This is a genomic window from Rhodocytophaga rosea, from assembly GCF_010119975.1.
In the GTDB taxonomy this organism is placed as follows: Bacteria; Bacteroidota; Bacteroidia; order Cytophagales; family 172606-1; genus Rhodocytophaga; species Rhodocytophaga rosea.
The window spans coordinates 173955-196444 of sequence record NZ_CP048222.1 but is presented as its reverse complement, the minus strand read 5'-3'; the positions used below and the strand labels follow the sequence as shown (position 1 = coordinate 196444).

General features: G+C 37.1%; 20 protein-coding genes and 2 pseudogenes. 11 read left to right on the top strand and 11 right to left on the bottom strand.

Features of this window, described 5'->3' with window-relative positions:
* The first annotated feature begins 2 nt into the window (after nt 1–2).
* The 8 genes and pseudogenes from GXP67_RS00900 (at nt 3) to GXP67_RS00865 (ending at nt 8218) form a co-directional block, all read left to right on the top strand.
* Nucleotides 3–1397, top strand: coding sequence for a M28 family metallopeptidase (locus GXP67_RS00900; protein ID WP_162441418.1), 1395 nt, complete (start codon nt 3–5; stop codon nt 1395–1397).
* Nucleotides 1398–1518: 121 nt separating this feature from the next.
* Nucleotides 1519–2008: pseudogene (locus GXP67_RS38140) on the top strand (IS1 family transposase).
* Nucleotides 2009–2041: 33 nt separating this feature from the next.
* On the top strand, nt 2042–2392 hold the full coding sequence (locus GXP67_RS00890; protein WP_162441416.1) for a hypothetical protein: 351 nt from the start codon (nt 2042–2044) through the stop codon (nt 2390–2392).
* Nucleotides 2380–3675: a hypothetical protein gene (locus GXP67_RS00885; RefSeq protein ID WP_162441415.1), complete on the top strand. Its 1296-nt coding sequence runs from the start codon at nt 2380–2382 to the stop codon at nt 3673–3675. The genes GXP67_RS00890 and GXP67_RS00885 overlap by 13 nt, the downstream gene beginning before the upstream one ends.
* Nucleotides 3657–5642, top strand: a complete 1986-nt coding sequence (locus GXP67_RS00880; RefSeq protein WP_162441414.1) for a hypothetical protein — start codon at nt 3657–3659, stop codon at nt 5640–5642. The genes GXP67_RS00885 and GXP67_RS00880 overlap by 19 nt, the downstream gene beginning before the upstream one ends.
* A gap of 42 nt (nt 5643–5684) precedes the next feature.
* A complete protein-coding gene (locus tag GXP67_RS00875; protein WP_162441413.1) occupies nt 5685–6452 on the top strand; it encodes a hypothetical protein in 768 nt (255 codons plus the stop codon).
* A 15-nt stretch (nt 6453–6467) separates the two neighbouring features.
* Nucleotides 6468–7781, top strand: coding sequence for a 7-cyano-7-deazaguanine synthase (locus tag GXP67_RS00870; protein ID WP_162441412.1), 1314 nt, complete (start codon nt 6468–6470; stop codon nt 7779–7781).
* Between the two features lie 8 nt (nt 7782–7789).
* Nucleotides 7790–8218 carry an ASCH domain-containing protein gene (locus GXP67_RS00865; protein WP_162441411.1) on the top strand — a complete coding sequence of 143 codons (429 nt, stop codon included), beginning with the start codon at nt 7790–7792 and terminating at the stop codon, nt 8216–8218.
* Between the two features lie 741 nt (nt 8219–8959).
* Here the strand turns inward: GXP67_RS00865 and GXP67_RS00860 are convergent.
* Nucleotides 8960–9103, bottom strand: a pseudogene (locus GXP67_RS00860) (integrase core domain-containing protein); the annotation flags it as partial.
* Nucleotides 9104–9357: 254 nt separating this feature from the next.
* Between GXP67_RS00860 and GXP67_RS00855 the strand changes: the two are divergent.
* Nucleotides 9358–9534: a hypothetical protein gene (locus tag GXP67_RS00855; RefSeq protein WP_162441410.1), complete on the top strand. Its 177-nt coding sequence runs from the start codon at nt 9358–9360 to the stop codon at nt 9532–9534.
* A gap of 533 nt (nt 9535–10067) precedes the next feature.
* The gene (locus GXP67_RS00850; RefSeq protein ID WP_162441409.1) at nt 10068–13094 is read left to right on the top strand and encodes a PAS domain S-box protein; all 3027 of its coding nucleotides are present in this window, start codon (nt 10068–10070) and stop codon (nt 13092–13094) included.
* A gap of 818 nt (nt 13095–13912) precedes the next feature.
* On the opposite strand, the gene GXP67_RS37950 is transcribed toward GXP67_RS00850, so the two are convergent.
* The 6 genes from GXP67_RS37950 to GXP67_RS00825 form a co-directional block, all read right to left on the bottom strand.
* Entirely contained in the window at nt 13913–14389 is a 477-nt protein-coding gene (locus GXP67_RS37950) for a hypothetical protein (RefSeq protein WP_317170093.1), read from the bottom strand.
* Entirely contained in the window at nt 14308–15192 is an 885-nt protein-coding gene (locus GXP67_RS00845; RefSeq protein WP_317170092.1) for a hypothetical protein, read from the bottom strand. Before GXP67_RS00845 ends, GXP67_RS37950 begins: the two co-directional genes overlap by 82 nt.
* 32 nt (nt 15193–15224) lie before the next feature.
* Complete coding sequence (locus GXP67_RS00840; protein WP_162441408.1) at nt 15225–15839, bottom strand: YceI family protein; 615 nt, start codon at nt 15837–15839, stop codon at nt 15225–15227.
* A gap of 121 nt (nt 15840–15960) precedes the next feature.
* Nucleotides 15961–16350 carry a cupin domain-containing protein gene (locus tag GXP67_RS00835; RefSeq protein WP_162441407.1) on the bottom strand — a complete coding sequence of 130 codons (390 nt, stop codon included), beginning with the start codon at nt 16348–16350 and terminating at the stop codon, nt 15961–15963.
* A 132-nt stretch (nt 16351–16482) separates the two neighbouring features.
* Nucleotides 16483–17043, bottom strand: coding sequence for a helix-turn-helix domain-containing protein (locus tag GXP67_RS00830; protein WP_162441406.1), 561 nt, complete (start codon nt 17041–17043; stop codon nt 16483–16485).
* 280 nt (nt 17044–17323) lie between these two features.
* Nucleotides 17324–18157 (bottom strand): IS5 family transposase, encoded by an 834-nt coding sequence (locus tag GXP67_RS00825; RefSeq protein WP_162441405.1) that lies wholly within the window; start codon nt 18155–18157, stop codon nt 17324–17326.
* 470 nt (nt 18158–18627) lie between these two features.
* Between GXP67_RS00825 and GXP67_RS00820 the strand changes: the two genes are divergently transcribed.
* Nucleotides 18628–19713, top strand: coding sequence for a DUF6544 family protein (locus GXP67_RS00820; protein ID WP_162441404.1), 1086 nt, complete (start codon nt 18628–18630; stop codon nt 19711–19713).
* Nucleotides 19714–19812: 99 nt separating this feature from the next.
* Here GXP67_RS00820 and GXP67_RS00815 read toward each other — a convergent pair whose 3' ends face one another.
* From GXP67_RS00815 to GXP67_RS00800, 4 genes are all read right to left on the bottom strand, one after another.
* Nucleotides 19813–20139 carry a hypothetical protein gene (locus tag GXP67_RS00815; RefSeq protein WP_162441403.1) on the bottom strand — a complete coding sequence of 109 codons (327 nt, stop codon included), beginning with the start codon at nt 20137–20139 and terminating at the stop codon, nt 19813–19815.
* A gap of 148 nt (nt 20140–20287) precedes the next feature.
* A complete protein-coding gene (locus GXP67_RS00810) occupies nt 20288–21253 on the bottom strand; it encodes an SPFH domain-containing protein (protein WP_162441402.1) in 966 nt (321 codons plus the stop codon).
* A gap of 2 nt (nt 21254–21255) precedes the next feature.
* On the bottom strand, nt 21256–21723 hold the full coding sequence (locus GXP67_RS00805) for an NfeD family protein (protein WP_162441401.1): 468 nt from the start codon (nt 21721–21723) through the stop codon (nt 21256–21258).
* 460 nt (nt 21724–22183) lie between these two features.
* A complete protein-coding gene (locus tag GXP67_RS00800; RefSeq protein WP_162441400.1) occupies nt 22184–22396 on the bottom strand; it encodes a hypothetical protein in 213 nt (70 codons plus the stop codon).
* Between the last annotated feature and the right edge of the window lie 94 nt (nt 22397–22490).

The window sequence follows — 22490 nt, the reverse complement described above, 5'->3', positions numbered from 1 at the left end:
CTATGAAAATAATCTTTTTCGAACTTGAGCAAACACTTATAGATAAGGGCAGACTGATTCCAGGAGTTGTTGAAGTATTATCTAAACTTCAATCTGTTCAAGATTCACATAATGAAGTTTCAGAACTGGCTCTTATTTCCTGTAATAATCAAGAGAATATTGATTCAGATAAAAGATTAAACCATTTTCACAGTATTGTGAAAGATAATGGCATTTTGCATTTCTTTGAGCCGTTGTCCGAAAAAATAACTTTCCCGGACAACGGCCATAAAAAAATCTCTGAAAATACATTCAGAGATGCAATAAATAAAATTCGGGTTGGATTATCTTATCATCATACAATTTTTATTAGTGCAAATCAAAGTCACGTTACCTTAGCACGTAGTTTAGGAATGACGTCTATTCATTACAAAGGCACGGTAAATGAAAAAGCTGAGATTGACAATTTAGATGATTTATTAGCTCTAATAAATCGTTTACTATTATACTCACCTTGCGGCAAGAGGTTGAATGAAGCTAAAGGTTTTACAATCAGCCATAGCAATAAAAGTAAAAAAATTGATTCAGAAATAAAGTCAATAACTGAAAGAGTAGATACAAATCAGCTGCTAGAAAACATTACAAAATTAACTGAATTTGGTACCCGCTGGTCTTACTCTCCTGAAATTTCAAAAGTACCTATTTGGATTTTTGATCAATTTCAGAGGATTGGGTATTCTATTGAAAAAGAAATTCAGTATCAACCATTTGAGTTACCAAATAGTCAGCCTCAAATGAATGTTCTATGTGGCAATAAGGATAAAGATATGATCATAGTATGCTCCCATTATGATTCTATATCTGAAACCCCTTCATTTAGCGCACCAGGGGCAGATGATAATGCATCTGGAGTTGCTGCAACTCTAGAGTTGGCAAGAATTTTTAGAAACATACCATTAAAACGTAACATTATGTTTGCAGTATTTGGTGGTGAAGAGCAAGGGCTTTATGGATCTGCTGCCTGTGCAGAAAAAGCTTCACAGGAAAAATGGCCTATTGATGTTGTTATCAATTTAGACATGATATCATATAAACAAACTGGTGCTTTATCAAAGATTATTGTTGAATATGATCAGGGAAATAAAAATTCCAATAACGATGCAGCCGCTAAAGCATTTGGTTTGACCATGGCCCAAGCAGCAACTGATTATACATCTTTAGAAGTTGCACATACTGATATTTGGAATAGTGATTACATACCTTTTGAAGCAAAAGGTTTCGCTTGTATTGGAGCCTATAATGCTACTGATAATCCATTTTATCATAAAGTTTCCGATACAATAGACAAAATAGATATAACTCATCTTGCCGAAGTAGTAAAAATGGTTGCTGCCACAATCCTTATTCTTGGTAAATAATTTTAAGGTGTTTCATAGGTTAAAATATTTCGTGTTGACATTCAAGGATAGCTTTGAATATTTATGTTAAAAGCCTATGAGAGGTAGTAAATGCAATAGTGAAAAGTTGGCAAAGAATTGAATTGTTCATGCTCGACAACGCTATCGTTGTAAGACTTGTGGCTACAACTTAACAGTGGAAGGTAAATCAACTGCAAAGCTTGTTGTTTGATACAGCAAGCTTTGCAGTTGTACAAAATCCTGCAAAGTTAGATGTAGTGGAAATCGGTGAACTACACACGTATATTTGTTATAAAAAAATATTGTTGGCTTAGGGTAGCTGTAGACAGATATGAAAAGCGCTTCATTGACTTTATTTTAGGTTCAAGAGGCTATGCAACAGGTCAGTTGCTCTGGCAAAACCTTGAAGCGAAAACCATTCGATGGATGATGAGTGACTATTGGAAAGTGTATCCTCAGATCATCCCTGCTGCAAAATTGATCCAGTCTAAGAAAGAAACCAATGCAGTAGGAAGAAAAACGGAAGAAAAACACTTTGTTACTCCAAATCCTTGCTCATGTTACTTATGAACCAATTAAATTATTATAAAGTAACAACACCATATAATTAATACTATTCATCAGTCATTAAATAGCCCAAACTTATGCAAGTTACAGACACCTTTTTGTGGTTAGGTCTATTAGGTGGAATTATACCTGATACCCTTCGAATTATCCAAGAACGGTATACCTCTAACATACCTAATTATTTTAAGCAACCTATGTTTTGGATTGGACTGATTTTGCAGATGGGGTTGGGTGCACTTGTAACATGGCTTTTAGCACCCACTACAGGTATTCAAGCTTTGCTAATTGGGTATTCAGCCCCTAGTATCTTAACCAAGCTGGCATCCAAATTTAACATTGATGATCATGATCAGCAAGATAAAGGGGAAAACAAAGGTCTACAGTACAATAATACCAGTTTCTCTCTACTACGGTGGTGGAAACGGTAAAAACTTATAAGATAAGCTGGAAGAAAAAGATTTTTTCTGCAGCCTATGGTTGGAATATTATTGAGCCAAACAAGCGGGAGCATTTTATTCAGCTTGCCCGTCGACCTATTTTGCCACCTCCTCCTGGTAATTTAAGAAATCAGGCATTTCAGGAAGAGTTCCAGGAATTGGTTAAGGAGATCCGTAAGAATTGGCGAAACTATACACCTGCATCCGATTCAGGCAGTATACGAATATTCTACCTATGCTTTCCTAAATACTGGTATTTGCCATGGGAATTACTTCTCGATGAATTAGTTACTAATAGGCAATATGATATACTAGAAAAAATATCACTGGTTCGGGTTCAGTCTTTAAACTTGAGGGAATTCGGCCCAACTGAATTCACTGATCAATTGAAGATATTAGTTTTAGAAGGTAGTCCTGGCAACGATTCAACTGGATATATCGATCCAAGTATAGAGACCAAGGCAATATTTAAAGCTTATAGCGACCTACCAACATCTATCCGAAATAAGGTAGCCGAGCCAATTGTTAAGGGCTTCAATATACAAGAATTTCAAGGACAGCTTGATTCTATCCAGCCGCATATATTATGGTTCAATGGTCATGGTCGGAATAGTCCGGAGGCAGGTTTATTGGCTTCTGATAATACATGGGTATCAGCAGAAGCATTTGCAAAATCTATTCTGGCTGCCAAAAAATCCCCATTATATATTTTTTTATCAGCTTGTGATACTGCTCGTGCTGATGTAACAGAGACAAGTTTCGCTGCTCCCACATTTTTTAAATTGATTGGGCGAGATAGACCACTGACTATGGTAGCTATGCAATCACCTATCTGGTTAGCTACCGGCCGTATACTTGCCGGTGAAGTCATTAAACGCATAGTAAATGAGGTGCCGTTGGAAGCTGCTTTTGGAGAAATCAGAGCTAATCTAAAGAGGGCTAGTGTAGCCGAAAAGCTGCACCGGGTCGATTGGGCTAGCCCTGTAATTTGGGTTAACCGCCAACTACCTAAAAAATTAGCTTGGAGCCATTCACTTTCAAATCAGGCAAGGCTTCAGTACTTAGCATTTGAACAGATGCTTTATAATGACAGGACGACACTCAACCCTCTCACATTTTTGCCTGATCAAGATAATATTTGGTCAGAACATGTTATTAAGGATGGGAAACCAATTAGGCGCCTATGTACTAAAATACAATATAGTCGAGAAGCATTGATTGACCTGTACCAGATTTTACATCAACTTATATCAAAATGGGGCAAGACCCCTTAGTAATTGACTTTTATCCATATGCAGCAGATACTTCAATCAATTCATCGTCTGTAAATAACTCAATTTTTGATATAGATATGGTTGATGAACGGCTGAGTGAGTGGGCCGAATCAGTATTAAAACAAGCTGAATTAACATTTGTTGAACAAATAGAGTTATTGCACCGAATCAAGGGTATGATTCAATCACCTCAATCTGGTTGGCAGAAAGTATGTAGCACTGAGGGTTTATTTTTAGTAATTATTAATCCACCCTTTTATAAACAAGTTCACTGGTTTTGGGAAGCTATAAATACTTGTCCAGGAACAATCTGGCTATTTACCAATCAAACCATTTCAAATATACTAACAGATACTTGGCAAATGGATACTCTACTCAATCAGTATGAACAACAAAATGTATTACAAGCCTGGATAGATGAAAGAAGGCTAATGAACATAATGGCAACATTGGATATGGAAATACCAGAGTATCTTCTTGTAAATCAGGGTTGGCATCAATTCAAAGATACCGATTTCATGAAATGGCAGTACGCCCCATACTGTCTGATTAAGACAGATGCAGGTATTTTGTTATCGGCTTTTGCACGATATACTGTTTTCAGCCAGCCTAGCTTGAGTGAACATGAACGCCAGCAAGCCCACAAAGAATGTTTTTACCTTATGTTAAAACAGGCAGAAGAAACTCAGACAACACTGAAAGAAATAATAGTGGAAAAGATGTTTTTTCATGCGGTGCAAGCCAAAATGGAAGAGCAAGCCATAGACTTTTTAAATAACCTTATTAAGCGAAATTATAACAAAAACCGTCCTAAAAAGATCATAGAGCTAATCAAACTCCTTAATAGCAATAAGGCTCTATCAGTTAGCAATTTATCAAAGCTATATGTGGCATGGGCATACCTTCAGCTATTCGAGTTGAGGCGGGCTGAGTTTTGGTTAAATCATTGCATTGAAACATCTGTTGACCTTAATGAATTTGACAAAGCAATGAAATTTATTCTTCAAGCTGAAATTATAAAAGCAAAAGGAGAAGATGATGACTTAAGGAGTGCTATTGACGAGTCGCTGGATCAGGCCATAAAAATACTTGAACCTTTGACTCAGAGCACTACTGACTCTACAGTTAAAAGTCGAGCCTTACGGGAGATTCGCAAGTTGCAACATGATAAATTGAGAATAATTCAATACATATTTCATGGTTATCCTGAAGCGAAGCAAGGATACAGAAGTCTGCTTAAAGAATGGGTAGCAGAAGGCGACGAATATGGAAGTTCTGACCGAGCTATTATCCGCCGCAATTTGGCAGAATGTATCTACCAGCCTGTGAAAGATAAAATTGAACGAGAAGAACCTTTAGTAGATTTAGAGTTTTTGTTCAGCCAACTAGAAGAAGCACAACGTGAATTAATGTTGGCTAATGAAGAAGTTGCTTCTGATCAGGATAGTACATTTCCAGCAGAAATATTATATGTTTTATCAAAAATAGTTGAATGTAAAGCCCTACTTTCAAGCCTAGCTAAGAAAGGAAATAGTGACGAATTTCGCCTAGAAGCCCGACGCATCTTAGAAGATTGTATACAAAAGGCTGACTTACTAAATAATTTTATGCTTTTAGGAGTTGCTAGAAGTCGCAAATTTTGGAAATTCGAAGATTTTGAACCACAAAGGCTTCTTGAGATAAACAAAATTTTGGAAGCCTATACCCATGGCTGGGCTATACGAACGAGGTTGAACAACTTAGTAGGAGGAGCCGCGCGATTACTAGAGCAAAACAAACCAGAAGATTCATTACAATGGTTATGTAATGCAGCCAAATTAACACTACAGCATTCATATTTAAACAAAGCCGAATCAGACCAGAGTAGAATAAAAAAAATACTGGGACTTCATCAGGTACTTGTTAGTAAGACAGTAAATAATGATTGCGATAAGTTATTTAATCAGATGAGACAAGCTTTTGGTTAATGGATGAGCTAGGGAAATAAAATTAAAATCAAATATATAATCATGGGAACAGGATCGTTTGGAACAGGTGGCGGTAGAGCTGGAGGCGGAGGGGGATTTGGTATGAGCAGCTTTGTGAGTCTGAGAACAAGTGCAGACGATAAAACCAGACGCCAAGTCATTCACCGAGGAGCCCAGGAGGTGTTTGAGAAGTTATCCTCTGTAGGCAAATCATATTTTAAAGATCAAATTAGCAACTCATTAGTAAGAGGTGTTTATTCCTCACTATTTGACTTGAGTAGAGAGCTAAGAATAGTACGGAGCTGGAGTACGACTCAAACGTTTGATAAAGTTGATGGTGGGCCAGGGTGTCTACAGAACTGGGTGAATAAGGTTATTAAAGAAAACGCTGGGAAGGAAAATAGTAAGGTTAAAGGTGTTGTTAGAATGGCTCTGGAAAGTTTTGTGCTGCGGGCTTTAGGTGACAATTTGGATGTGTATATTGATGGTGATATTGATGATGTTAGAAAACATCTTAATTATAATGTTTTTCAATCAATATCTGGTTATTTTCTAGGATTTGTTCTTTATGAGTTACTAAAACGTGAGTCAGAAGGCATGAATGACTTTGATCAAGACTGCCTCAGAGAAATAGCTCAAGCAAAAGCTAATCAATTAATTAAGGATTTTGAAGATAAATTCTTACATAATAAGCATGAAGAGCTTAATATTAATCAAATAACGTACAGCAACTTATTTGATTTATTTGCTTGTGAGTATAAATGGTTCAGTTCTTATTTTGAAACTCCTGCTTCTAATATTTTATCATAAAAATTACTGCTCTATATGCCTCAAGTAGAATGTGAGATTGAACGAATTCAACAAGGATCATCATATACAATCAAGTTCTCTCTTGGTGAGCCTGGTCTAGTATGGATGTTATCGGATGACAGTCGAGTAGGACCGTATGGATTTAGCGATACAAGTCTTGATTTACTGACAGTTGCTTTTTGTATATTTCATATTGAAAAATTATTACATAAAAACTTATTAACCAACCCGCCAAAGAAGTATACTCTCACTGTTCCTATGTATCAACCTGAAAAATGGAGACAGCCTCAAGTTACACAAGCGTTACAGCAATTGTTAACCTGCCTTGATGATGCAGAATGGGAGTTTATTTTTAAACCAAATGATCAAACTTTAAAACCAAAGCTCAATATTGAGACTAATGCGGATGTATCCATTAAACAAATTGCCCTTTTTTCCGGAGGTATGGATAGTACTTGTGGTGTGGCTACCATTAGTTCGGAAGAACGTAAAGCCACTCGCTATGTGTCATATTACACACGTCAATACACAGCTCAGAACAATATATTAAAGGATTTAGGTATTTCTGATCCATCAGCATTAACTTCATTCTACTCCCGCTGTAAAACCGTTGTGGTTGAAAATAAAGAAAAAATTACTGAACGAAAAAATACTAATAAATCTTTCTATTACCGCTCTTTTTTATTTATGTCACTTGGAGCAGTTATTGCTGATTCTTGGCAATGTAGGCACCTTATTCAATTTGAGAATGGCATTCTGGCTAACGCCGTATCCCCAACACCTGCTATCTTAATGACTAAACATGCTCATCCCATATTACATGAATACTTTACTCAATTGTTATCAAATTTATATGATAGTACTTGGACCCTAAAAAATCCTTTTGTATTTAATACCAAGAATGAAATACACCAATTTGCACTAGATGTATGTCCTAAGTTCAATGACATTTTAATTAAAGCTGAAACCTGCTGGTATCATTATGCTAATCATGCACTTGTAGGCAAAAAAAATGCTAACCGCCCGTGCGGCATTTGCATTCCTTGTATAATTCGCCTTACTGCGGATTCAAATTATAGTTCAATATGTGAGATAGATATTTTGGATAAATCTGTTCAAATAGATGCAAAGAAAGGTTTTGCTTTTCGTTCTTATCAAGGTTTTGCTGAAAGAATAAATGTATGCAAAGACAAAAATGATTTTTATCTGCGTGTGCTTGATAGTAATACTCGGGAATTGATAGCTTCAGGTTGGTCTGTGAACTATCAATCCTTATACGATGTATATAAGCGGTTTTCAAATGAATTTATTCAAACATTCCCTAAGTAGTAATTTCTATGATTATACATGCCTTGAGTGTACGTCAGCCTTACGCTGAAATGATTATTTCCGGAATAAAATCTGTTGAGCTGCGAACTTGGACTACCCCATTTCGCGGGAGATTGTGGTTGCATACTGGACTGAAAAGCGACGCATCAGCAGAAGCGTTTTTCCGTCAACAATTACTAATTGGTAATAGAATTTTAGATAAGGGGTGTTACTTGGGGATTTTAAATCTAACTGCTATAGTTCCTATGGATAAGCAACGTTGGGAATTGTGGAGAAAAAAGCATCATGATTTAAGTGACTATACGCCTAATTTTTATGGTTGGCTATTTTCTGTTGATAAACGGTTTGAAACACCAATACATGGTAGGGGTGCTCAAGGTCTTTTTACTCCGTCTGAATTAGTATTAACACAATTGCGCTTAGCTTCAAATTATTAAAGCAGTAACTGCAATTGTCAGGCCCTCTATTTTTTAGACAGAAGCTAGGTAAAAAATCTTATAGTCTTGTAGGGTTTTAGTTTGACAAAACTTAGCCATTCATTTACAAGATCAAATATATTCGGTACTTTATAGTAGGTTTGATCTTGTGACCTTTAACTGGCGAAAAAATCAGCAGGGGATAGGAAGCTATCTTTTAACAGAAATTGCTTGTGCAAAACGCATCTTTAGCTGGCTAAGCTATTGATTTTTCCTAGCGAAAGGAGGTAAAAAGGGTGTTTTCAAAATTATTTTTTCAGACCTATTTCAGACCCATGGCATATAACTCCTTGACTGACAGTAGACAGGCGCTATACTTGTAATCAGTAGGTCGTTGGTTCGATTCCGACTGGGGGCTCCAAAAAAACCGCTAAATTTCGCAAATTTGGCGGTTTTTTGTTTTTGATTTTTGCAGTAGCAAAATTCCAGAGATTTTTTTGAGAATTTTTTTAAAATCGAGAAGGGGTGTTTTTGGGCTTTTCGCTATTAACTTTACAAATGACTTATTTTTCTACTAAATACATCAACTAAGCTCCATAATAGTAGATAACCAAATCCTGATACAAAACTGTTATTTTATTTTTACATCCCGCACAATCGGCAACCAGAAAAGAGGGTTTCTATTTGTAAACTTCCCCAAAAGAGGACCAGAAGAAATTAGAGTGTAAAAGATAATTGACCTCCTCCCAAAATAGGACCGGCCTAAACTAAAGAAATCGAGCGGGTTTGGCATTGATTTACCACCTGCTCAGGGGTTAAATCCGCTAACGAACTATGAGGTCGAAAGTTGTTGTATTCCTCTCGCCATCGCTCAATTTTTTCTTTGGCATCGTCCATGGAAAGAAACCAAAAATGGTTCCATCTTAATACCCTTACTACTGCCTCGCCATAAATATAAGATGCCAGTTATGCCATATTGTAAGGCTGGATTTGAAATTAACCTACAACATAAATAATTACTTAAGATGAAGAAAAAATTGCCACCTAAAGATATCACTAGTCCCATATACAAAACTGTTATTTATTTCTTTAACGATTGAGAACAAACCACTACTAAGAAACAGGATTTCTATTCCAAATTCATCAGACAGAAGGATCCAGTGAATGGATTCGAGTACTGGCGTAACAGGATTTATTGGTACATTGAAAATTCGGAGTTTGGTATCAAGTGGGCAGCTATTTATGACAATAAAAATACCGATCGGGAGAAAGAACCTATTCTGACTATTTTAGGCAATGGAATTGAAAGGGAGCATGCGTCATTTATCCCTAATTGAACCCAAAAGGAGAGGTGCTTAAATGAAATTTCAATACTAGATTGGAAAGATAGCAGGGTAGATAATTCTTAAGTATAGCTGCTGAGAAAATTTACCCTGCCAATATTATTCCGACAAATAATAAAAATCGGCAGACAGGGAAAGATAATTTTATAAGGCTGGAGGAAATATAACTTATCACCCCTCTAGCCATTCTATGAAATTTTAGTAAAGGAGTAGTTAAATTAACCTCGCCTTTGGCTTTACTTCTGAACTGTCGTATTTATTGTGAAGAGGTCAGCTAAGGAAAAGATTGAACGATGGCGTGAGGAATATAATAACTTCCGGCTCCATAGTTAGTTAGCAGATCTAAATCCTAATCAGATAGTAAAATAGTGCTTATTACGGAGATTTTTTCACTATAGCTCTGTGCGAAAAACAGAGGTCATACAATTTACTACACTTTAGCAACATGACTACTCTTTTAAATATTACTTTATATTTACACTTCAAAATTGAGTTGAGGGTATTAGTAGTCATTTAGCCGCTAAACTATGCACGAGGCAATAAGATATATAAGTGATAAATTAAAGAACTATGCCCACTTTCTTTTAGTAAAACTAGAGGAAGCTGCAAAGCAAAACCTGCAGCTTCTCAAAGAGGTGAATCCTCCATTGGTTGAGAATCTTTTGAGAAATCTACCTGCTGAGCAATTTGAAAGGTTGGTAAAAGAATCACTGGATCTATTTTTAACACATATCATGGATGACACCTGGCGGGATGGTATCAAGGAAACTTTAAGGCAGTGGGAGGCTAATGAATTACCCACAGTAACAAGGGATGAAATAAGCATTGACGATATTCTCTTGATTTATTCTGTTCGAAAAACACTTTTTTATAGTCGTCTTCCAGAATACACGCAAGATGCTAACCTGATCACTGATATTGTTAAAGAAATAGATTTTATTATTTCGGAGGTTCAAAGGCAAGCCTTTAGTCTTTATGTTCAGATAAGTGGGAAGCAACTTGAAAAAAAGAATAAGGAGCTAAAAGAAAGCCATGAAGAAGTAGCCGCCATGAATGAAGAACTCAGACAAAGCGAAGAGGAACTGGTTGCTACGAATGAAGCATTGGTAGAAGCAGAAGAGAGACTTTTAGATATTAATAAAGATCTTGAACTGAAGGTATTGGAGAGAACGCAGAATTTAAAAACCATAAACGATTTAAATTCTTCAATAACCCAAAAATTTAACATACACGACATTGTGCAGGAGGTGACTGATGTCGCTACAAAATTAGCTAAAGCGGAATTCGGCGCCTTCTTTTACAATACAATAAATGAGCAGGGCGAGTTACTTACCCTTTACACTATCTCCGGGGTGGCTATTGAGAATTTCTCAAAGTTTCCTCACCCTCGTAAAACACAAATTTTCGCCCCTACTTTTGAGGGAACAGCAATTGTTCGTTCAGATGACATTACGCTGGATCCACGATATGGGCAAAATCCTCCACATAAAGGTATGCCTCAAGGGCATCTTCCGGTTAAAAGCTACATGGCTATTCCTGTTAAATCTATCAATGGCGAGGTGTTGGGAGGGCTATTTTTTGGACATTCTAAACCGGGAATATTTACTGAAGAGTCTGAAAAGCTAGTTTTGTCCGTGAGTACGCATGCAGGAATTTCAATCCAAAATTCCAAACTATTTTCTCAGTTAAAGGCTAGTGAACAAAAATTTCAATTCACCCTTGATGCCATGCCACAAATGGTGTGGACGGCCAACGCTCAAGGAGAATTTGACTATATAAATAAGCATTGGGTTGACTATACTGGTCTTTCTATGAAGGAAATAAGAAAAGGATGGCCTTCCGTTAATCATCCTGATGATATAGCTTCGACGACAGAGATATGGAGAAAGGCTTTTGCAGTAGGAACTTCATTCGAGATTGAAACTAGAATACAAAATGCACATACCAAGGAATTTAGATGGCATTTAGTCAGGGCTCTTCCGATGAAAAATGATAGGGGGGAAATAACCAAATGGCTTGCCACTTTAACTGACATTCATGAATTTAAAATTTCTCAAGAAAGGTTGAAAATGCTTGCAACTGTCCTTGAAAACATGAATGAAGGCGTGAGTGTTTCTGATGAAACTGGTGTTATTTTTTACACAAATCCCACAGAAGAGCGAATGTTTGGGTATGAAAGGGGAGAATTGATAGGAAAGCATGTTTCCATTCAAAATGCGTATCCTCCAAAAGAAAATGAAGCAATTGTTAACCAAGTGCTGACGGTATTAAAAACAAACGGGTTCTGGAGCGGGGAATGGCATAATATCAGAAAGGACGGCACAACTTTTTATACCTACTCTTTTATATCTACTTTGAAGCTTAAGGATAAATCGTTATTGGTCTGTGTTCAACGTGACATAACAGAAGAAAAGCTTAATAAAGCAGCCTTAGAATACCAAAGTACACTCAACAAAACCATAACCGACAATGCCACTTCAGCGCTTTTCATGATGAATGCGAAAGGGTACTGCACGTTCTTCAATCCGGCCGCAGAAAAAATGTTTGGATATAGCTTTGAAGAAATTAGTATCAAACCGCTACACTATCTAATCCACCATCATCGTCCCGATGGATCATTCTATCCCATGGAGGAATGTCCATTAGATAGGGCTTTACCGGAAAACTTCGATGTAAGAGCCCATGAGGATGTATTCATAAAAAAAGATGGTACTTTCTTTTCTGTTGTTTGTGCAGCTAGTCCAATTTTTGAAAACGGTATTCCAGTCGCTACGGTAATTGAGGTACGAGACGTGAGTGAAGAAAAAGAGGCAAAAGTTAGAATCTACGAAAGCAACGAGCAGTTAAAGCTAAAGAACAAAGAGCTGCAAAAAATTAATAATGACCTTGATAATTTTGTTTATACAGCCTCACACGACTTAAAAGCACCCATTGCAAACCTGGAAGGACTGTTAAATGCGTTAAAAAAACAGTTAGATGGGCAGCCACTTAGCGAGAAACTAAATGCTATCTTAAGTTTAATGGAGAAGTCTATTTTAAGATTTAAGGAAACAATCAAAGGACTTACCGAAATTAGTAAGACGCAAAAAAATGTAAATGAGGATGTAGAAGAAATTATAATTGACAAATTAATGGAAGAAATCAGCCTGGAAATCTCTCCCATGATTGAAGCCTCTGCCGCTTCGATAAGCGTTTCTACAGATGGCTGCCAAAAAATTGTTTTTTCGAAGTATAACCTGAGAAGTATTTTTTATAATCTGATTACGAATGCAATAAAATATAGGAACCCAGAGGTGGGCTTAGAAATCTTGATAAATACCTATTGCAGGCAGAACCTTACTATTATCGAAGTAAGAGACAATGGTCTTGGTATAAAGCAAGAGAATACTTCTAGAATTTTTGAAATGTTCAAAAGACTCCATCATCATGTCGACGGGTCAGGTATTGGATTATACATAGTCAAAAGGATAGTAGAAAATGCCGGAGGTTCAATAGAAGTCGAAAGCGAGCTTGGTAAGGGAACATTGTTTAGAGTACTCATGCCAGAAAATTAGGAACCAAACTCTGTTTTCCTCTTTTGTAGGGCTTAACTTCTATAGGATGCCTTCATTTTTAATTTCTTATCTTATAGGACGTAAACCAACTTTTTAATAATTTAATTAAATGTCAAGTCCCTATTTTTGAGACAGATGCAAAAAAGAATTGACCTGGTAAGTTAGTAACGCAATCCTCCCCTTTCGAGTAACTTAAATTTAACTTCTCTTGAATCAAAATTAGAGCTTACTTTAGTATCCACTTTTTCGAGCAGACTTCAACTACCCACCTGCTTCAAAATGTTCATTTTGAGCACTCGTCAGGAAAGTTGTGCATACGTTGTTTTTATCTGATTAATTCTGTTAGCCCATACCCTTTTCAACAGGTAAATTTGAAAAGATAACACTAGCAACAGAAATCCAAAAATCCAGTATTTGTTTTCGCTCCCTTCCACAGTGGAGCAAAAATATCCAAAAATGATCAGGATTGCCGTTACTCGCGATAGAACATATAGGATGGAATAGGTCCGGATACGCTTCAGGTAATTTTGAAGAGACTCTTCAATGTTATTCCCATGTATAAGTTTGCATGTAATCTGATACCCCAATAAATTATGTATCAATACCAAAAAACCGACAGCACCAGTAGTATATTCCACAGCAGCAGTTTGAGATGGCCGGGAGAGGTAAAATGAACTGTGTCAGTTGTTATTGTTAGGTTATCTATTGAGAGACTTGATTTTTTGCTTTGATAATGAAAAGGGTTTTATTTGTTGTCAGAGTAATGTAAATCCTTTTTATTGGTTTTAACCCCTTACCGATAACTGGATTTTACTACATTAAAAACTGATTACCGCTTCAATAGTAAACCCACTAAATTCCGCTCCCACAAATCTGCCAGTCCAGGCATTGCCAGTATAAGCCTGATTTACATATTCTACTTTCGTCAACACATTTTTTGAGATAAACCAACCACCTCCTATGTTTAGCCTGCGGATTTCAAGGTTTTCAGGGGCGCTTTCCAGCATCTTCCCTCTTACCGTATTAAACCTTCCTGCCATATAGAATTTTTCGTTTCTTCCAAAGCGGTAAATTAATTCTGCTGCCAGTTGCGTAAAAGCCCCTTCTTTGCCAACCTGTGGCCCGGTAAACTCGTTGCTTCCACTAGCAAGTTCATAAATAGCAAAGAGTTCAATTCCTTTGTATTTAATAAAGGGATTGATTTGTAAGGCAGTTAGTTTGGTAAAACGAGCATTATATCTACCCTCGAAGTCAGTGCCTTCACTAATGCCATTTGAATCAGGTTTGGTATGCAATACATGATAGTATCTGCCGCCTGTGCGATCACCCCATACAGCCAAGTGCCTGAGGTGGTCCCATGATTGATATACCAGGAGCCAGTTACCCTTACCCGCAGATCATGGCTTAACTGTTTATCATAGCCCAACTTCCCATAAATAGAGGGTTTGTTGTCCGTGTTGGCATTTACGACTACATTCTGGTTGAGCTTACCGTTAGTAACCCCTACTACTGCCAATAGTCCCTTATGCTGCAGAGTTACTTCCCCGAAAGCTTCTGTGGAAAAGGCATCCATGATATAATTGCCTGTAAAGGGATTAAAAATAGCCCCCGCATTATCTGATCTGCGCAGGTGGGCATCCCCATAGTTAAATTCATCCAGGCCAATGGTAATACTGGTGTAGCTCATAATACCTGCTAAAAATCCTGGCCTGATAAAATCAAGCCGATCAATTTGCATGTGCCCTCCTTTGATCCAGGCTTCGTTATGATGCTTTGAAGAAAGATAGGTTCGCAAGTGCATCCGTACACCATCCAGTAACTGTACATCCAGGTTCAGGTTAGCGGAAGGTAAGTTAAAATCTTTACCTAGTTCAACCAGATTGCCTTCGGCATTGCTTTGGGTTAATCCCTGGAACTGCATAGCAAAGTCACCGCCAAGCCGCACTTTAAGGCCTTTGAAATGTACCGTATCAGCTTTGGGTGTCTCAAAGACGTTCAGGCCACTCTTATCGTTAGGTCTGAAAAATTGCAGAGCCGGTTGTTGCGCTTTCACAACAAGAGAGATAAGGCAACACACGAGCAGAAGTATATATTTCATAAGGATCGTATTTTAATGGATGAAATGTGATATTAGATGCCTGCTTCTTTTTTGTATACCATCGTAAAATCCAGCGTAATGGCATCTCCTGTTTTCATAGCCCCCATCATAAAAGTGGGTGGTTTCACCTTATAATCACTCATCTTCAATTTATCTGATCCCCTGCACGTAATGGTTGAATCTTTATTGATCTCACAATACACATCCATACTTACCTGTTTTGTAATACCTGCAATTGTGAGATTGCCCTGTGTTTTAATAAGGAATTGGTTTTCTTTTTGGGGAGATACCCTTGCCGACAATAGTTTGTAATCAATGTTTTGAAACTGATCTGTCTTCAAGGCTTTATAAGCATTCTTATCCAATCCCTTCTGTCCACTTTTTAGGTTCTGAGCCACTAGTGAGAAGGTGAGAGATTGGAGTGTGTTTAGCCCATCATTTCCTGGATTGAAGCCGAACTGTGCATTCCCGGTAAAAATTTGAGTAGTCATGTCCCAATCGTGCAGGGTAGAGGTACCTGCCATGGTCATCTTGCTCTCTTTGGTTTGGGTAATCGTATAGTGTGATTGTGATTGTGTAAAATGAGAGAATCCCATTATTACACAAATAGTCATCCATACAAAACCTGGTTTACATATCTTTTTCATAGCCCTTGTTTTTGATTTAAAGTAGTTAGTTGAATCCCACTGTGCCATCCTATTTTTGAGATAATGCTATCCAGCTTTTCTCTCTATTGTATCAGGCCACATGAATGGTAGGCCCAGGTAATTAGTCCTCGTATCCGCTTTTGATGACTGTGGATATCATTTTGAATTGCTCATAGGCATTAAAACTGTGCTTTGTATGAGCAGGAATTACTATTCCCTCTCCTAACCTGAGCTTATATTGCTTATCATTTATATGCAACTCGGCAGTCCCATCAATGATCTGTACATAGGTGTCGAAGGGAGAAGTCTTTTCGGCTAATTCTTCGCCGGCATCAAAGGAGGAAGCGGTTACATTGCCGGTGGTTTTTTTAATAATCGTCTTGCTCAATACCCCGTTAGGAACATATTCAATGATTTCAACAATGATATGTACCGTTGATTTTTCTAATTCAGGGAAAAGGATAGGATTATTGCCGGTAGAATTACTAAGATCATGTTTATCTTTTTTCATGAGTAGTTGCAAGTAAAGTAGGCTGTAAAGGTAGACTCCTTTAAGCGGCTGCCCCTTACATAACTTTGGTTAAATGTTGCATCTATCACACATTAAAAAGCCATGTTGGATTATATAAAGAGGGAAATACAATTACAGGTTTTCCAGATTGCCTTTGCGCTTACGCTTGAGTTGCTTGAAAAAGGAAGGCGACAGGCCGGTAACTTTTTTGAACTGGTTGGATAAATGGGCTACACTGCTGTAATGGAGTTGATAGGCAATCTCGGTCAGGTTCAGCTCGTCATAGAGCAGCAATTCTTTTACCCGCTCAATTTTATGGATGATGATAAACTGCTGTATAGTGATGCCTTTTACTTCTGAAAAAATATTGGATAGATAGGTATAATCGTAGTTTAATTTTTCACTGATGAAATCAGAATAATTCACCTTTGGTAATTGATCCGAATAATGAACCATTTCGATAATCACATTCTTGATTTTATCAATCAGAATACTTTTTTTATCGTCCAGCAGTTCCAGGCCTGAACGGAGAAGGTTTACTTTCAGTTGATCGTGCTGCTCTTGAGTAATGTCTTCTAATAGCTCAACCATACCCAAATCAAGTACTACATAGCGAAGCCCAAGTTTTAGTAATTCTTCTTTCACCAACATTTTGCACCGTTGGCTTACCATGTATTTGATATAGAGCTTCATAGTGGTTTTTTGTTGAAATATGCAGTAGTCAAGGCTAGGTTTAAAATGTGTGAATGATGTAAATCTCCTTTATAGTTATGTAATGCTTTCTTGGGTAAAAGCATTCACTTTTGTGCGGTTATTATTCTTACAATAAAATCAGAAAAGTATCTAATTGAGCAAGAAAGCATATGATCCACTTCTTTATTGAGAATCAATGCAATGAAAGTATGTGCCCGAAAAAGGCAAGGAATTTTCTATAAAAAGTAAGCAGCCATGTCCAGATTAACAGTGAATCTGTTTAGGATTTAGTTTTCTGTTTGATTTTACGAAGGAAGCGAACAGAAAAAGCTATTAGGAGTAAAGCTAGCCATGAGGAAGCTTTTTTCTCAAATCTCACTAGCAAAGCTTTGAAACTGTCCATCCAGGCATTAGCATGCTCTATAACTTTCCTGCACTTGTATAACTCTTCATCAAAATATTGATACTGCTCATTTTGGCTTCCAGTATTTCTTGAGTTAAAGGCAATATTGGCTTCTATGTGTTTATCCTTACATACTTTTCTCAACTCTTTGCAATCAAATCCTGCATCAGCATTGAGAAATAACCCATTCAAGTCAATACCTGCCTTGATAAGGATCTGGCATAATTCTTCAAACAGGCTTGTAATATCAAATAAATCATGATGCTCGCCTGCCTGAGAAGTTGCACAGGCTAACATTTGCCCTTGATTGTCGGCTAAAAACAAATTATTAGTGGTATTGGCTTTTTTTCTTGCCTGATACCCTACAGCTTGCCCTCCTTGCTTACAAATTGTATGGCTGCCATCCAGCTGTATAGATGACAAGTCTAATTTATCCTTATGAACTGACAAGATAGTCATCCATACTTTGCTCCAGGAACCATCTTTTACCCATTCATTAAAATGATAGTAAACGCCTTGCCAGCTGAGGGCTTTATCTGTAAAAAATGCTTTTGTTGGCAGAAACCTCCACTGACATCCTGTTTTCAGCCGGTAAAGTATGAGTCCTACCACTTCTCGCATCAGTTCCTTGCTACATTCTTTACCTCTCATGCCTACTGACAAATTTGCTAATATATACCTATCTATTGTATCTTTAGGTAAGATTTCCATTGGATGTATTCTTTTGTGCCTCGCAACACAAAATTCTCACTTCTTTGGAAATTTTTCTGTTTATCCTAAACAGCTTCAGTAATTAAACTCATTCATACCCTCATCTGGCTTTTTTTCAATGTAGTCCTGTTCTACTTATCGTATGCTGTCATTACAAATAAAATTGACAAGTTAGTATGGATGGGTGTTGGTATTATTCTGCTGGAAGGACTGGTTCTACTTATCTTCAGAAATGTTTGCCCAATTACCCTAATTGCACATAGATATTCTGATTCTTCCAAAGACAACTTTGATATTTTTCTCCCCAATTGGCTGGCTAAGTATAACCAATTGATTTACACAATTATTTTTATCATGATCATTTGTATGCTGATATATAGAATCATAAGTAATGGCCTTAACAATATTTCAACTTTTACTGATACACTAACCGATTCTACATTAAGAAGTTAAAGTTAAAATAATTAATTATGAGAATAGCCTTTATTATACTCGTTATAGCTCATGGACTCATTCATTTATTGGGCTTTAAAAGCTTTGGGCTATCAGAAGTAAAACAACTGACACAACCTATTGCAAAACCTTTTGAAACGGTCTGGCTGCTTACCTTTATCCTTTTTGTACTGGCAGCGATCCAGTTTGCCTTTAAACATAGCTATTGGTGGGTATTTGGTTTACTAGCAGTAGTAATCTCCCAAATTCTGATCATTTTCTTCTGGCAAGATGCCAGATTCGGAACCATAGCCAATGTGATTATTCTGATGGCAGTAATCATCGGATATAGCACATCCGCTTATTATCGTAAATATCAAGATGATGTAAAAACTGGCTTGCAACTGGCATCCTATTTCCAACCTTCTGACCTGACAGAAACAGACATCCAAGAATTGCCCGAACCCGTAAAAAAATACCTTCGTTTTACAGGTTCTGTTGGCAAACCCAAAGTAAATAATTTTAAAATAGAATTTACCGGCAAAATCAGAAAGGATGAGCAATCGGAATGGATGCCTTTTACTTCAGAGCAGTATAATTTTATGCACACGCCAACCCGGCTGTTTTTTATGAAAGCCATCATGAAAGGCATGCCTGTTGCAGGGTATCACTGCTTTAAGAATGGATATGCTTTTATGGACATCAGGCTGTTATCCTTATTTAAAGTGCAGTATCAGGATGGAGTAGAAATGGATTTGTCGGAGACAGTTACCTTTTTCAATGACATGTGTTGTCTGGCTCCGCCTACCCTGATAGACAAGCGAATAAAGTGGTTAGCAGTGGAAAATAATAAAGTGAAAGCCTCCTTTACCAATAACCATATCACCGTTTTTGCCTGGCTGTATTTTAATGACAAAGGTGAACTGATAAACTTTATTTCTGATGACCGCTATTCGGCTGATGCAGGAAAGCAATTACCCTGGGCAACTCCATTGAAAGATTATCAGGAAATAAATGGATACAGACTGATGGGAAATGCCGAAACCATATACAGTTATCCCGATAGAGATTTAGTTTATGGAACTTTCAAACTTATCAGGATAGAATATAACTGCATCGATTAAAAAATTACACTAACTTAAAACAGGATTTACCTGCAATATTTATGATAATCCCTATTGAACAGTGCTTAGCCAACAGCCCTTAATGAACTACGATTTAGTCTAAGAATTTGGCAGGTTATAGGGCGCTGCTTCCAAATGATTCAGTAGAGTATCACCAGTGAAAATAGTGAGCAGGAGCCCAACTAATTCACCAGCATACTTATTGACAGAAGAGGTTGAATACTGATTATGAACATCAATAAATACTATTTCTATTCCACCTTCTTTTAGGATATATCGGAAGTAATAAGGATAGTCTGCCTCCCTGGATCGTTGTAAATACCTATTCTGCCTATCTACTCCCCAGGATGCATCTGTGTAATGTAGTTGTTGCTCAAGTTTCTCCAGCAGGCTCTCCGGATGATCTGTTATGATATGCATTGCCATGACTACTAATTAATTAAATGATGCATAATTGTTAATTTTGGGTAATTCATTCCAATATTCCAGTTTTCAAAGATTTAGTAGTCGGATGATGTATCAATACATCAGGCATCTATACCATCCTACATGTCCACTAACTAATACTTAATCATCAGACACTTATTTTTTTTCCATTGCCATTTGCAAGCAAAGGTGGCTCTACTTTGGTTTTATTCAATACAGAAGTAATGCTGGTGAGTACGCCCGCAATATCAGACAGATCTGCCGGAACGATCATGGTATTATTTACTTTTGCCAGTTTTCCAAATTCGGTAAGGTATTGTTCGGCTACCCTCAGGTTTACTGCATTCATGCCGCCATCTTCATTAATAGACTTAGCTATTTCACTTATGCCTTTGGCAGTGGCTACGGCTACCAGTTCTATTTCGGTAGCTCTACCTGTTGCTTCATTTATCCGGCGTTGTTTTTCCCCTTCAGAACGGGCTATGGTTTCCTGTTTTTCACCTTCGGCCCTGTTTATTTTTGCCTGCTTATCACCCTCTGATTCTGCAATCAGGGCCCTTTTTTCCCGCTCAGCCCGCATCTGCTTTTCCATGGCATCTTTAATGCTTTGAGGTGGAGAAATATTTTTTACCTCATAACGCGACACTTTTATTCCCCAAGGATCACTGGCTTTATCCACTGCTTCTACAATACTTGCGTTGACGGTTTCCCTTTCCTCAAAAGTTTTATCCAGTTCCATTTTTCCAATAATGCTACGCATGGTGGTTTGGGAAATTTGTACAACAGCAAACTTATAGTTATCAATACCATAGGAAGCTTTGAGTGGATCAATCACCTGCAGATATAAAATACCATCTACTTCCACAGCAATATTATCTTTGGTAATACATATTTGTGAGGCTACATCAATGGCTTGTTCTTTCTGGTTTTGCTTATAGGCGATTCTATCTATATAAGGAATCAGCACATGAAAGCCTGCTTCCAGGGTACGGCTATATTTACCCAGCCTTTCCACAATGTAAGCCGAACGCTGTGGTACCACTTTAAAGCTGGAAAGAAAAGTAACTAACACAAAAAGGGTTAATAGTACGAGTATAATAGTAGTTGGCGTCATAATTAAGTTTTTTTAGCATTCACCAGCAACAAAATGCTTTCATTGCCTGTAATAGTTACTTGCTGGCCCCTTTCAATTTCGTCTGCAGACCGGGCATTCCATTGGGTCCCTTTGAAACCCACTTTCCCATCCTGGCCAGGGCTAATATGGGTTTCAGCCACACCGGTTTTCCCCAAAAAATCATCTTCCAGCCCTCCTGAAAAACGTTTAGTCCATAGTATTTTTTTAATCCACTTTCTGAACAGCAAAATGGTAAGGAGAGAAATACTTAAAAAAGTAAGAATCTGTACATTTGTAGAAAGTTCAAAAGCCAGAGAAAGCAAAGCAACCATCCAGGCACCGATGGCAAAAAAGAAAAGGATAAATCCTGGCATAGTAAATTCCAGAATAAATAAGATAAACCCTAAAACAAACCAGATGACAGGCGGATTAGAAAAATTTTGCATGAAAAACTGATTGATCGTGTTCATTAGAGTAAGAGTTGGGTACAAACAATGTATCGCTACTGCTGCTGGTGAAAAATTACCAGCAAACAGGCTTAGAGGCAGATACTTTCTAAAATGATACTATGGAGAGGTATACGTAAAATCCTGCACTGCATACCTGTATCAAAGATGCCGTTTATATGCCGCAGATGTGTTACATATTTATAGATATATGTTACATAAATCACGCATTTACCGGCAAGGCAGATTAAAGTAAAGTGCTTTCAAAAAGAAGCCAACAATAATTATTTAATTGATGAAAAAAATAATAGCATACAGAATGGCTGTATGCTAAATTACTCCACAGATGTATCGAATTCTCAAGTGTAAAGGCTTTTTAAGCTACTATTGAGGTCATTTTTATAAAGCTACTAAAAACAAAATAGACTGAACTAATCATCGATTTTTAATTTAAATAGCTCTAATTGGTTATCTGCCATTTAAATCAATTAGCAGTGTTTTCTATTGAGCTGTTTTTGATATTGATTTCCAGCTGGGTAATAATATCGGCTAATTCATTAGAAGTTTTATCATAAGAAGAATCGTCATAACAATCCACAAGTATACTATGGATAAACTTTGTTGTTTTCAAAGATAAATCCAGATGCACAGTAGTATCTTCATCTGTAGGACCAGTAAAAAAAGATTCCATTTTCATTTTTGTTATATTTAAAGTATTTGATTAAAGTTAAATAAAGGAACAAAGTATATTATACATAAAATACTGCCACGAAAGTACTTTAGTAAATATC